This is a genomic window from Streptomyces sp. NPDC001135, assembly GCF_053598395.1.
The window spans coordinates 1-11,224 of record NZ_JBSFKD010000036.1 but is presented as its reverse complement, the minus strand read 5'-3'; the positions used below and the strand labels follow the sequence as shown (position 1 = coordinate 11,224).

The following is an 11,224-nucleotide window of genomic DNA, read 5'->3' as shown; positions in this document are numbered from 1 at the left end:
ACTCGGCAGGACGACCCCGGGCCCCTCGGTGACGGCGTTGTGGACTGGCCGGTCGTGTGCGGTCAGCGGGTCACAGCTGAGGTTGCTGCATCCGCTGCCAGCTGAAGGGACCGTAGGTGGTGGCCGTGACGGGGTGGTTGACGTTCGGATCGGCGGTCAGTTTCAACCATTCCAGCGGGGTGGTGCTGCCGTGCACGACGATCCGGTGAAAGTTCGGGACGTTGTAGTACGGGTGCTCGTTCCACGCGTTGTTGTCCGGGTCGTGGGCGCACACGTCGGCACCGGTGGCCAGATCCGTCTCACCGGTGCACGGCGCCGTCGGCGACAGCGGGTTGTCCGAGCGGTACAGATGCGAGTCACCGTTGAGCATCAGCACCGGGCGGCCGAACGCGGTCGTCTTCGCTGCGACCTGTTTGATGATCGGCTCGTAGTTCATCAGGTGGTCCTTGGTCTTGCCGTCGAGGTCCCACATGTCGGCCTGCACCGAGATCACCACGGCCTTGGCGTGTGCGGCCTGCGCGTCGGCGAAGGCCGCATCGAGCCAGCGGACGTCGGCGGCCGTCCGGTTGGTGCGCTCGTCGTTCTGTGCCTGAGTCGCGGTCGGCTCCTTGTACCAGGGGTCGGCGTCGTTGTTCGAGCCGCCCGGCGCGTTGACGGTCACGAAGACGATGTCGTTCTGCTCCCACTTCACGTTCTCGACGTACTGCGCGTCGGCCGGGTGACTCGGGTCGAAGGCGGTGGCCTGGGACACCACGTTCAGTGTCCCGCTGCCGAGGGTGTGGCCGGGCTGCGCGAAGAAGTCCCGCCGGACTTCGGCGAGGTTGTCGAGCGGGTTGCCGCAGTGGTAGCCGGCGCAGTCCGCCGGGTCGGTCGACAGGCCGTTCGTGCCGATGTACTTGATCCCACCGGTGGTCGAGTCGTAGAAGCCTCCGCCTTGACCGGGTGAGGTGAGACTCGACGCCTTGTGGCAGTCGGCCCACTCGTTGTCGCCCGGCGTGTAGACGAGCGGCTTGGTGAAGGTCTGCCACAGGGACGCTATCGAGGCGTCGTAGTCCTCGGTGCAGAACTCCTTGCCCGAGTGAATGTCCCCCACGTGGATGACATCGCCGATCGTCGGATCACTGTTGATGGTGCCGATGAACGCCGGGGTCTTCTGGAACTGCGACGTGTCGGCGCTCTGGCCCGCGGGCGCGTAGGCAGACCTGCCGTACGGCGAGTCGCCGAACACGGCGAGCGTCAGTGGGCTGTCGGCCGCCGATGCCGTGGTGGTCGACATCACGGAGCAGGCAAGTCCGACGGCAACGAGCATGACCAGCCCGCGCCTTGGCATGTGTCTCGACATGCGTCCCTCTTTCAGGTCCGGTTGAGGGGGGCGCTCCAGTGAACTGGCTCGCAGCCGGCGCACGAGGGTCTCCAGGGCGGCCCGGAGATGACAAGCAGGCGAAATTGCCGCAGCGCCGCAGACGGGCTCGCTCCCCGCCGGCCCCGATGGCCACCAGAGATCCGGCCGGCTCGGCTGTACGACCGTGACGGCCAGGTGGGGGCCATGGCGGCGGCCGCTGATCACCTTCGGTCGCTGGGTCTTCCGGCGTGAAGAGCTAACGTCTGCGGTCCGGCGCGCAAGCGGGGAATGCTGACCGTTCGCGCCGCAGGCGAGAACGAGTTCCGATCGCGGCACGCGGATGGCGTGGCGCTTCGCCGTCTGCGGAGGCACACGGTCGGGTGCCTTCTGTTCCTGGCCTCGGGACATCTGGCGGTCGTCGAGGTCTGCCACGGCCGGCCGTGCGTCCGCCCTCGCAGTCTCGGCTGGTGGATCGTCGCGATCAACCAGTTGGGGTCCGTACTCTTCCCGGTCTCCGCCCTGGCGGCGTCCACCCGGCCCACGACTGCCCCCCGTGTGCACGGTGGCCACCGCTCTCGCCGACCGGGGGGAGGGTGGCGCAAGAAGCGAGCGAATCCGCGCTCCTGCACCGATCTGGTACTCACCTGTCCGGGCATGTCGCCCCGGGCGAACACCTCGCTGCGCCTGCTGCGGCCGGATTTCATGGGGCGGTCATTCGGAGTCGTCGGACCGGTCGGTGTTCTCGGGGCGATTGTCCGCCCGCATCGGCAGCGCCAGCGGCCGACCGCCGCGGTGAGCCCAGATGTCACCGAGAATGACTTGGATGATGCCGGTGATGGGAATCGCCAGCAGGGCACCGAGGATCCCGGCGACTTCGGCGGCGATCAGGATGGCCAGCAGCACGGTGAGGGGGTTGAGTTTCACCGTCCGAGACAGGATGACCGGTTGCAGGAGGTGGTTTTCGGCCTGCGGACACCGCACTCGGCATCCTGGACTAGCGTCAGCGCGGTCAGGCGCTGCGCGGGCGGCGGCCCGTGGTCTTCTTGGCGGCCGTCTTCTTCGCCGCCGCCTTCTTCGGCTCCGGCATGTCGTGCACCTGCGCCGGGCCCGCGCTCCCTGTGCGGGAGGCCTTGGCCTTCTGGACCGACTCGTTCAGCGCTGCCATCAGATCCAGGACCTGGGCCGGCTGCTCCGGCTCGGGCACTTCGGGGAGCGGCTTCTCCTCGCGCTTGGCCTCGATGATCTGGGCGATCGCCTCGGTGTACCGGTCGGTGAACTCCTCGCCGTCCAGCGCGTCGACCGTCATCGTGTCCATGAGGGCGAGTGCGCCTTCGATCTCGTCCTCGGACAGCTCGGTCGGTGACGGGAGCAGTTCGCTGGGGTCGCGGATCTCGTCGGGCCACAGCAGTTCCTGCAGGACCAAGGCGTCGCCACGTACCCGGAGCATGCCCAGCCGCTCGCGACCGCTCCACGCGTACTTCGCGATGGCCAGCCTGCTGGAGCGGCGCAGCGCTTCGACGAGGAGCTTGTACGGCTTCGCGGCGACCTGCCCGCCGGCCGCGAGGTAGTACCCGGGGCCCATGCGGATCGGGTCGATGTCCTCCAGCGGCACGAAGGCGTCGATCTCGATCGCCTTCGCCGTCGGCAGCGGGAGGTTGCTCAGTTCCTCATCGGTGATCGGGATGACCCGGTCACGGGTCAGCTCGTAGCCCTTGCCGATCTCGGACTGGTCGACCTCGCGGTCCTCCAGCTCACACACCTTGCGGTAGCGGACGCGCCCTATGTCCTCCAGGTGGTACTGGTGTGAAGTGGATGCTGTGATCTTCGGTCGCACTCTGTACGTTGATCGGAACGGTGACTCGTCGAGTTCCTACGCCAGGCCGGATCCGAAGACGTCGAGCCCGAAGACGTGGCGAGCGCGGCCTGGGTGGAGTGGCGGGAAGTCGGGCCGGACGTTGGGGCGCCGCCAGGCTAAGGCTTGTCCCTGAACACCTGACCGCAATTGAGATGTCTTCGGCATGCCTGCCTCCACGACCTGCTCCTCGACGAGGTTCTGTAGGTTCTGCGGGTAGTGGCGGCTGCGGTCGGGTAGAGGGCGGATGCGGATCAGCTCAGGGCTCGAACGAGTCCTTCGTACTAGGCCTCCGAGAGCGTTTGACACCGCTGCACGCCAGGAGCTCGGTCCCGGTGGCGTCGAAGTACAGATTGAAGAACCAGAGCCGGTCTGCTGCGTCGATGGTCCCGGTACGCAGCTGCTCGCCGCGGTGCCGCGCGAGGATCTCCATGGTCTCGTCGAGGCCGATGGTCTCGGGCAGGCCGCGCTTCAACGACCGTCTCAACCTCGTTGCGGCGATGCCGGCGACCATCCAGTGGGGCGCCTCCCTGTCCGAGACCCGTACCTCGCCACCGGCGGCGATGGCGTCGCGTGCCGACTTGCACGCGCTCGTCTGGTTGGTGAGCATCTCGGCGATGTCGGGCTGGCATGGGGGCTCGTCTTCGGCGGCCATGCGGTGACTGTAGAGACTGAACGTGGGCGTTGCTACAGGATTGCGGCGTGGCCTGGGCTGCCGGGCGGGGAGACAGAGGATCGCGATGTTGTGCCGGGCATCATGGAACGATCTTGAGGTGGCTGGTGTGATCACGGCGTCGGAGTCGTCTTGGATAGCCCCTTTCAGCGGGCTGAGCCCGCGTTCCTTCAGGAAGCTGGTGACCGCGCTGCGCCGCGAAGGTGCGGATCCGGTCCGCAAGGGCCGGCCGTGGTCCCTTCCGCTGGAGGACCGGGTACTGCTCGTATCGGCCTACTGACGCACGAATTTGACGATGCGCCAACTGGCGCCGCTCTTCGGCATCTCGAAGTCCGCGGCCGACCGGATCATCGACCACCTCGGTCCCGCGCTTGCCCTGCGGCCCCGCACGCGGCTCGCCAAGGGCACCGTGCTCATCGTGGACGGCACCCTGGTCCCCACCCGCGATCACACCATCGCCGAGCGGTCGAAGAACTACCGGTACTCCACCAACCACCAGGCCGTCGTCGACGCCGACACCCGCCTGGTCGTCGCGGTCGGCCGGCCGCTCGCCGGCAACCGCAAGGCTGCAAGGCGTGGGAGGAGTCCGGTGCCACGGCCGCCGTCGGCAAGACCCTCACGATCGCCGACGGCGGATACCCGGGCACCGGACTCGTCATCCCACACCGCCGCGAGCGTGGCCAGGCCGAACTCCCGGACTGGAAAGAGGAACACAACAAGTCCCACAAGCAGGTCCACGCCCGCGTCGAGCACGTCTTCGCCCGCATGAGGACCTGGAAAATCCTCCGCGACTGCCGCCCCAAAGGCGACGGCGTCCATCACGCCATGCTCGGCATCGCCCGGATGCACAACCTCGCCCTCGCCAGCTAGTGCCGCGACCGGGATGGTTCGCCGGGTTGACGTCCGCGTCAACCCAGGCCATCCGTCTCGGCAGGGAGTCCGATCACATAAGTTGTGGCTCCTCGAAGAGGCAGGAGAAGGAGTGACAGTGGGCGAAAATTCACCAGTGACAGCGCTCGCGAAGGTTCTACCAACGACGCACGGCGTGGATGAGCGGATCGACTGGAGTGCGGTCGAGGAGATCTGGGGGACCGGGTTTCCGGCGGACTATGTCGCCTTCATGGAGGCGTACGGGGCAGGCAGCGTCAGCAGGGAAGTTGGAATACTGTTGCCGGTTCCGCGATCCGATGCTTATTCGGACGGGTCCGGCCTGCGGCAGGAGACAGCCAACGCCCGCGGCACATGGGAAATGCTCGGTGGTAGAGCGGCCCTGGACGTGGACCCCGATTCCATCGTGGCGTGGGGTGTCACGAGTGGCGCAGACATCTACTGCTGGCTGACCACTGCCGACGATCCCGACCGATGGCCCGTGCTCGTATGCGGTCGGCACACGAATCCCACCTTCCAGGTCCATCCTTTCGGGATGGCGGAGTTCCTGCGCAGACTGCTCACCGATGATGAATTCCAGGAGGAGACGATCAGTGTCGTCCTTCCGAAGGAGCACACTTTCGTCAACTGGCGTGAGCAGAAGCGTCGCTTGGAGGCGGGTCTGGACCCCACCACGGGCGAACCCTGGGATTAGCAGCTTCAGGGGCCTGACAGGGCGGCGGGCGGCAGGCGGCAGGCGGCAGGCGGCGGCCAATCGCTCTCACCAGCAATGATCACTGGGGTAGTCAGGCTGCGAGGGGGCTTCCGCCCCAGCGCATGCCCTTCTCGCTGCGGATGCGGGCGCGTTCCCTGCGCTGGGCGGCGAGCACGTCGGGGTGGCGGCCGTTGGCGTTCCGCCAGCGAAGGTAGCGGTGCAGGGCCCGGGTCTGCGCGGGATGGCTGCGATGGTTCGAGTTGGCCAGTGTGAACTGCCGCAGCGGGCGGACTGTCGCAGGTAGCGGAATTGGCGGCGGAGTCGGAGACGGTGGCACTGCCGCCCCGCTACGCCGCCCGGCCGCGCCCCGGCTCAGATCTCGGGCACGGTCACCTCCGCCAGATCGTCGTCACGTTCACCCTGCAGACGACCTCGCCGGCACTGACCTACGAAGCGATCAAGTCGCGTATCCCAATCAGCGGTCGCGTCGTCGCGGGCTCCGGGCAGCCAGGTTTCTGGAGCCATCCGACGGCGTCAGGCACGAGCCATGCCCGGAGCCCCGAGCTCCACGATCCTACGGATGACCGGCCCGAGCCCGCCCCTGAAACGTAGGACAGGCACTCACGCGGCAGCCCTCCGACGGACAGATCCCCGACGCCGGATGGTCCTCGCCCTGGGCGTAGCTACCGCTGTCCTCGGTCCGTGTCCTGGCTGGCGGCACGGTACTCGCTTGGAGTCATGCCGGTGGCGGCGCGGAAGGATCGGGTGAAATCGGATGGCCTCGGGTATCCCCAGCGCATCGCGATGGCGGCGATGGGGACGGTGCACTGGGCTGGGTCGGCCAGGTCTCGTCGGCAGCGGGCGAGGCGTTGCTGCCGGATGACGTCGCTGACTGCGGTGCCGTGCTGCTGGAAGATGCGGTGCAGATAGCGCGTGGAGATGAAGTGTGCCGCCGCTATCGCGCGGGGTGTGAGGTGGGGATCGCCCAGGTGGGTGGCGATGTGGGCGCTGATCTGCTCGAACAGTGCACGCTGCCGTGAGCCAGTCGGAAGCAGTGTCTGCCGGTCAGCATGGTGGGCGAGTAGGGCGGCTGTGAGGTCGACTGCGGTGGTGCCCAGCCGGGCGCTGTCACCGGAGGTGAGATCGGCGTGTGTATCGGCGAGGCCGGTGAGCAGCTGGCGCAGGAGCAGACCGACCCCTGCTCGTCCGTCAAGCGCCGCACCGCACAGCGGTGCTACGGCCTTCTCCGGCAACGGCAGAAGGTGCCGGGGGAACTGCAACACCATCGCTCGGGCTCCTGGTGGGTTCGGGCCCACGGTGGCGGTGAACGGCCGTGAGCTGTCGTACAGGAGCAGGTCGCCGGGACCGACCGAGGTGTACGTCCGGGCCTGTTCAATGCTCTGCTGTCCCGCGATGGTCAGCGCGAGCTGGTACATCTCAGGATCAGACTGACGGATGAGCCGGGGCGTGCGCTGGGATGACAGCGGTGTATAGGAGAGCACCGACATCTGGACCGGGCCCAGGGCCATGGCTTGGATCCGAGCTTCGATCTGGTCGGACTCAAGGAAGCTGACGCGGGTGGAGATCAGAGCCTGCCCCGTTGTCTCCACCCAGGCCGCCACTCGTTCAGCCGGTGGCAGGTCAGTAGTGTCCAGCACAGTGGTCAGCATGACGACCCCCCAAGTGATGCCGTCTGGTGACGCGGTGCGGACGGGGACTGCCCATCCACCCGCGCCGACACACGAGCATCGCCGGTAGGCACTGACCTCAAACAGTGCGTTGTACGCCAAGTTGAGTGCGCTGCCTGCTCACGACGCCACCGGTGCCATGGCGGAATGCTGCATGACGTACGCGAGCACCACTACAACCGCTGATGCGAAAGGGGACTTGCATGTTCAACCCCACCCACCGGACGTCTGTGCGGCAGCTTCTCGTGGCCGCCGGGGCGCTCACCGCCATAGCGCTGTCCACCGCCCCGTCGAACGCTGCGCAGCCTGCAATACAGTCCGCGCCATCTGACTGTCCCAAGGGTTACTTCTGCGGCTACAAGAAGAGCAACTTCCAAGAGCTCGGATTCCGGTACAAGGACTGCTACAAGCAGGAAATTCCCGACGGCATGGGTAGTGGAGGGTCCTGGTACAACAACCAGACACCAGGCACGCAGACGGGGTTCTACGACAAGCATGGGAACTTCCTGTCCGCGACCGACGGCGCCCCCGACTCGGACGCTCACGGAAGCTGGCGCCCCGTCTGGTACGTCAAGAACTGGTGCTGAGCACCTCGGGGATCGTTCACAGAGTGACCGATCCCCGAACGCTCGCGCAAAGCTCCCATTTCGGACCAACGGCCTTTGACCTCCGGATTCAGGGTTCAGGGTTCAGGAACAGGCACTTATCTTGTCATTTATGGTTCGGCGTCGAACGTGGCTCGAACTTGATCAGTGTTTTCGCAGTTCAGCAGACACGTAGGCGGCCTCCGACTGATCCTGTGCTCCGTCACAGAGTGGATCAGCACGAAGGCCGTGGCCGTGAGCTTGGTGCATCAGGGCATCCTGCGGGATGCGTTCGCGGAAGTGTCACACTTCCGGTCAGAGCTGTACGCGTGTCTGACCGCGCGGGGCGACGCGTTGTGCGAGTTATGCGACGCGCTGCTGTGCACGGACGGGCCGGTGCGGGCGCTGGTCGATCTCGCCCTCGCCCCCGAACACCGTCGTGGCCACGGGGCTCTGTACGGCGGACTCAACCAGGGCCGAATCGACGTCGCCCGGCTGCGCCGGGCCCTGGCCGGGGTGCCGTTACCGAGGGCGGCGGCGGCCTGGACAAGGGGTCGTGGTCAGGCTCGTGGTCGGGCCGACCACGCTGGCCAAGGGGGCCAGGTTTGGCCCTTGCAGCCCGATTCTGTGCCTTTGCATGACGCTTGCCGAGTCGTCTTGGCGGCACCGCTGCTCAACCCCGAGCGGTGTATGACGGTTGGCGAGGTTGTTGCGCGACAGTTGGCGAATTCGGGGTTGTTGGGACCAAAAGCGATTACGTCAGCACGCGTGTGTCCGTTCGTACAGCCTGGGGAGCACTGCGCCTATCTCGCGCGTGTTTTCCCTGGGGTCCGCAGAGCGAGGAGGGCGACGTCGTCGTCGTTGTCGGCGGGGCGGACCCGGCGCAGGAGCTGGTCGGTGAAGGAGGCGAGGGGGCGGTGGGCGAGGGCGGCCGCGTGCTGGCGCAGCCGGCCCAGGCCCTCGTCCAGGGAGTGTCTGGCCGCTTCGATGAGGCCGTCGGTGTACAGCAGGAGGGTGGATCCGGGCGGCAGTACGGCGGTGGCGTCGGGGCGGTGTGTGCCGGTTCCGGTGCCCAGGAGGATGCCGTGGCCGTCGGTGAGGTAGCGAGTGAGGCCGTCCCGGCTGACGAGCAGGGGTGGGGGGTGGCCGGCGTTGGTCCAGGACAGTTCCCAGTGGCCGTGGTCCGCCTGTTCGAGGCGGGCGAAGATCAAGGTGGCCATGGGGACGGTGGTGATGTGCGTGATCGCCTCGTCGAGCCGCTCGACGATCCGGCTGGGGGGTTCTTGCTGGGACCAGGCGTAGGCGCGGAGCACGTTGCGCACCTGCGCCATCCCGGCTGCTGCCTCCAGGTCGTGGCCGACGACGTCGCCGACGGCCAGGGCGGTGGCGCCGTCGGACAGGCGGAAGGCGTCGTACCAGTCGCCGCCGACCTGTGAGGCGTGGGGTGCGGGCAGATAGCGGGCGATCATCTCCAGTTCGGGTACGCGGGGCAGCTGGGGCAGCAGATGGTTCTGCATGGTCTCGGCGACCTTGCGCTGACGCTGGTAGAGGCGGGCGTTGTCCAGAGCGACCGCGGCCCGGCGTGCGATGTCCTCGATCAAGGGGAGGTCGGCGGTGGTGAAGTCCCCCGCCTTCTCGGCGCGGCCCAGGGTCAGGGCTCCCAGGACCTCCCGGGTGCTGCGGATGGGGACGATGGCCGCGGAGCGGATGCCGGTCACCTCGAACAGGCGGCGCTGTTCGACCGCGATGCCGGAATCGGGTGCCCGCTGGTATGTCTTGGGACCGGCAAGAGTGGAAGCAACCCCGCGCAGCGCTCTGGACAGTGGCATCGGGGATTCTTCCGGCACCGGGGGCATCGGTCCCTGCAGCTCTTCGTGGTGCACCAGAGTCTCGCCTTCGGCGTGGACCACGGCGGTGCGCCATACCTCGTCGCGCTCCGTGATCAGGTCGATGACCACCCAGTCGGCCAGCCGGGGCACGAGCAAGGCCACGAGCCGGCGCAGCGCCTCGTTGGTGTCGAGGGTGGAGGTCAGCTGTGTGGTGGTCTCCGCCAGCAGGGCCAGGCGCTCGAGCTCGGTCAGCGCCTCAGTCACCGGCTCCGGCCGCGGGCCCGTTTCCTGTGGTTGCTGGTCGCAGTGGAAGACAACGAGCGTGGCGGCCTCCCGGCCACCGGTGTCGTAGGGGGTGATCACCCAGTTGATGGGCAGCAGGGAGCCGTCACCGCGGGCGAACCATTCTCCTTCGCCCTGGGCGGTGCGTCCGGCGTGGAAGGCCTGCCGCATGCTGCATCGGCTGGTCGGCATTGGCTGGCCGCGGGCATCGCGGTGCAGCAGGTCGTGCGCGTCACGGCCGACGAGGTCCTCAGCGGGCCGGGCCAGCAGCTGCTCGGCTCGGGCGTTGACCGCGATGATGCACCCCTTCTCGTCCACCACGTACGCCCCCGCGCCGATGGCGGCCAGCGCCCCGGCCACAGTGGTGTCAGCCGCCCCACGGGATCGCTGATCCATGCTCTCGGTCCGCTCTGGCTCCGCCACGCGTGTGCCTCCTTCATGATCGTCGGTCGTGCCGCCCGCTGCGCACCCGGACGCTGCGTACTGTCCTGTCCTGCGTTCTTTTCCCGGCTACCCCCTTGTGCAGGCATGGCGCGCTTGCCCCCCGGCGCGCGGCGGCTGCGCATGCGCCGGTCTTCTGGGTACTGGGCCAGTGACATCAGAAGGTCTGGTGCCGCGCGATGCACGCGTGTCGGAGGTGACCATGAGGTACGACGAGTTCCTCGCCCGCGTACGCGAGCGCGGCGAATACACCGACCAGGACGAAGCCGCCACGATCACCGAAGCCGTCCTGGGCGTGCTGGCACAGCGGATCACCCGGGGGGAGATCGACGACCTCGCCTCCCAGTTGCCCGGCCCGCTCGGACAGATGCTCGCCGACACCAAGCAGCAGCCCGAAAGGTTCGGGATCGAGGAGTTCTACCGCCGGGTCGCGGAACGTATCGGGGCACGGCCACGCACCGCCGAATGGGACGCCAGCGCCGTCCCGACCACCGTCGCGGACACCGTCAGCGGCGGCGAGCTGAACCAGATCATCAGCCAGCTCCCCTCCAGCTACGCCCTCTTGGTCGGCAAGCCCGACCTCGCCGACTGAGAACACCGCCTTCCGAGGAGCTGGCCCAGCAGCCGAACCCTCCAAGCGGCTGTGGCCTTGACGGCCCTGGCGATGCGGGCCGCGCAAAGACCCAGAGACTGTGGGCTCTGGCGTGCCGGGCAGCTACCAGCAGCGCGACACCTGCCCACACACCCGAAGAATGCGTCCGGCTCGGCTTGTGCGCCCGGGGCGCCTGCGCCGGCGCCCTCGAGCAGCGCAGCGGACAAGGGCCACCTGCACGCGCGGGTGATCTTTCCCGGGTCGGGCCCCATGCCTCGCACCTCGGTGCCTAACGTCGTCCCACTAGCTTTCAACGGCACGAGGACGGGGAAGCGCATGCGTGGTGGGAAGCCGCTGCT

General features: G+C 67.8%; 9 protein-coding genes and 4 pseudogenes. 6 read left to right on the top strand and 7 right to left on the bottom strand.

Annotated elements, in window-relative coordinates; translation table 11 throughout:
* Window positions 1-70: 70 nt before the first annotated feature.
* A complete protein-coding gene (locus ACWC94_RS33435) occupies window positions 71-1,276 on the bottom strand; it encodes a hypothetical protein (RefSeq protein ID WP_450801057.1) in 1,206 nt (401 codons plus the stop codon).
* Window positions 1,277-1,717: 441 nt separating this feature from the next.
* On the opposite strand from ACWC94_RS33435, the pseudogene ACWC94_RS33430 reads away from it, so the two are divergent.
* Window positions 1,718-1,903, top strand: a pseudogene (locus ACWC94_RS33430) (hypothetical protein); the annotation flags it as partial.
* Between the two features lie 150 nt (window positions 1,904-2,053).
* On the opposite strand, the gene ACWC94_RS33425 reads toward ACWC94_RS33430, so the two are convergent.
* The 3 genes from ACWC94_RS33425 to ACWC94_RS33415 form a co-directional block, all read right to left on the bottom strand.
* A complete protein-coding gene (locus tag ACWC94_RS33425; protein ID WP_450801056.1) occupies window positions 2,054-2,323 on the bottom strand; it encodes an AI-2E family transporter in 270 nt (89 codons plus the stop codon).
* 28 nt (window positions 2,324-2,351) lie between these two features.
* Window positions 2,352-3,176: a non-homologous end joining protein Ku gene (ku, locus tag ACWC94_RS33420; protein WP_450801055.1), complete on the bottom strand. Its 825-nt coding sequence runs from the start codon at window positions 3,174-3,176 to the stop codon at window positions 2,352-2,354.
* A 277-nt stretch (window positions 3,177-3,453) separates the two neighbouring features.
* Entirely contained in the window at window positions 3,454-3,849 is a 396-nt protein-coding gene (locus ACWC94_RS33415; RefSeq protein ID WP_450801054.1) for a hypothetical protein, read from the bottom strand.
* Window positions 3,850-3,967: 118 nt separating this feature from the next.
* Here ACWC94_RS33415 and ACWC94_RS33410 point away from each other — a divergent pair.
* Window positions 3,968-4,737: pseudogene (locus tag ACWC94_RS33410) on the top strand (transposase).
* 136 nt (window positions 4,738-4,873) lie between these two features.
* Entirely contained in the window at window positions 4,874-5,449 is a 576-nt protein-coding gene (locus ACWC94_RS33405; RefSeq protein ID WP_450801053.1) for an SMI1/KNR4 family protein, read from the top strand.
* A gap of 91 nt (window positions 5,450-5,540) precedes the next feature.
* Here the strand turns inward: ACWC94_RS33405 and ACWC94_RS33400 are convergent.
* Both ACWC94_RS33400 and ACWC94_RS33395 read right to left on the bottom strand, forming a co-directional pair.
* A pseudogene (locus tag ACWC94_RS33400) lies at window positions 5,541-5,741 on the bottom strand (IS630 family transposase); the annotation flags it as partial.
* Window positions 5,742-6,132: 391 nt separating this feature from the next.
* The gene (locus ACWC94_RS33395; protein WP_450801052.1) at window positions 6,133-7,119 is read right to left on the bottom strand and encodes an AraC-like ligand-binding domain-containing protein; all 987 of its coding nucleotides are present in this window, start codon (window positions 7,117-7,119) and stop codon (window positions 6,133-6,135) included.
* 221 nt (window positions 7,120-7,340) lie between these two features.
* Between ACWC94_RS33395 and ACWC94_RS33390 the strand changes: the two genes are divergently transcribed.
* Window positions 7,341-7,724 (top strand): hypothetical protein, encoded by a 384-nt coding sequence (locus ACWC94_RS33390; protein ID WP_450801051.1) that lies wholly within the window; start codon window positions 7,341-7,343, stop codon window positions 7,722-7,724.
* Window positions 7,725-7,976: 252 nt separating this feature from the next.
* Window positions 7,977-8,258: pseudogene (locus ACWC94_RS33385) on the top strand (transposase); the annotation flags it as partial.
* 266 nt (window positions 8,259-8,524) lie between these two features.
* Here ACWC94_RS33385 and ACWC94_RS33380 read toward each other — a convergent pair.
* Window positions 8,525-10,228 carry a SpoIIE family protein phosphatase gene (locus ACWC94_RS33380; RefSeq protein WP_450801050.1) on the bottom strand — a complete coding sequence of 568 codons (1,704 nt, stop codon included), beginning with the start codon at window positions 10,226-10,228 and terminating at the stop codon, window positions 8,525-8,527.
* Window positions 10,229-10,475: 247 nt separating this feature from the next.
* On the opposite strand from ACWC94_RS33380, the gene ACWC94_RS33375 reads away from it, so the two are divergent.
* Window positions 10,476-10,865, top strand: coding sequence for a DUF2267 domain-containing protein (locus ACWC94_RS33375; RefSeq protein WP_450801049.1), 390 nt, complete (start codon window positions 10,476-10,478; stop codon window positions 10,863-10,865).
* Window positions 10,866-11,224 lie beyond the last annotated feature (359 nt).

Excerpts from the sequence above, each read along its gene's own strand:
- ACWC94_RS33390 (WP_450801051.1), top strand. The coding sequence starts at position 7,341 with ATGTTCAACCCCACCCACCGGACGTCTGTGCGGCAGCTTCTCGTGGCC.
- ACWC94_RS33395 (WP_450801052.1), bottom strand. The coding sequence starts at position 7,119 with ATGCTGACCACTGTGCTGGACACTACTGACCTGCCACCGGCTGAACGA.
- ACWC94_RS33380 (WP_450801050.1), bottom strand. The coding sequence starts at position 10,228 with ATGGATCAGCGATCCCGTGGGGCGGCTGACACCACTGTGGCCGGGGCG.
- ACWC94_RS33435 (WP_450801057.1), bottom strand. The coding sequence starts at position 1,276 with ATGTCGACCACCACGGCATCGGCGGCCGACAGCCCACTGACGCTCGCC.
- ACWC94_RS33375 (WP_450801049.1), top strand. The coding sequence starts at position 10,476 with ATGAGGTACGACGAGTTCCTCGCCCGCGTACGCGAGCGCGGCGAATAC.
- ACWC94_RS33415 (WP_450801054.1), bottom strand. The coding sequence starts at position 3,849 with ATGGCCGCCGAAGACGAGCCCCCATGCCAGCCCGACATCGCCGAGATG.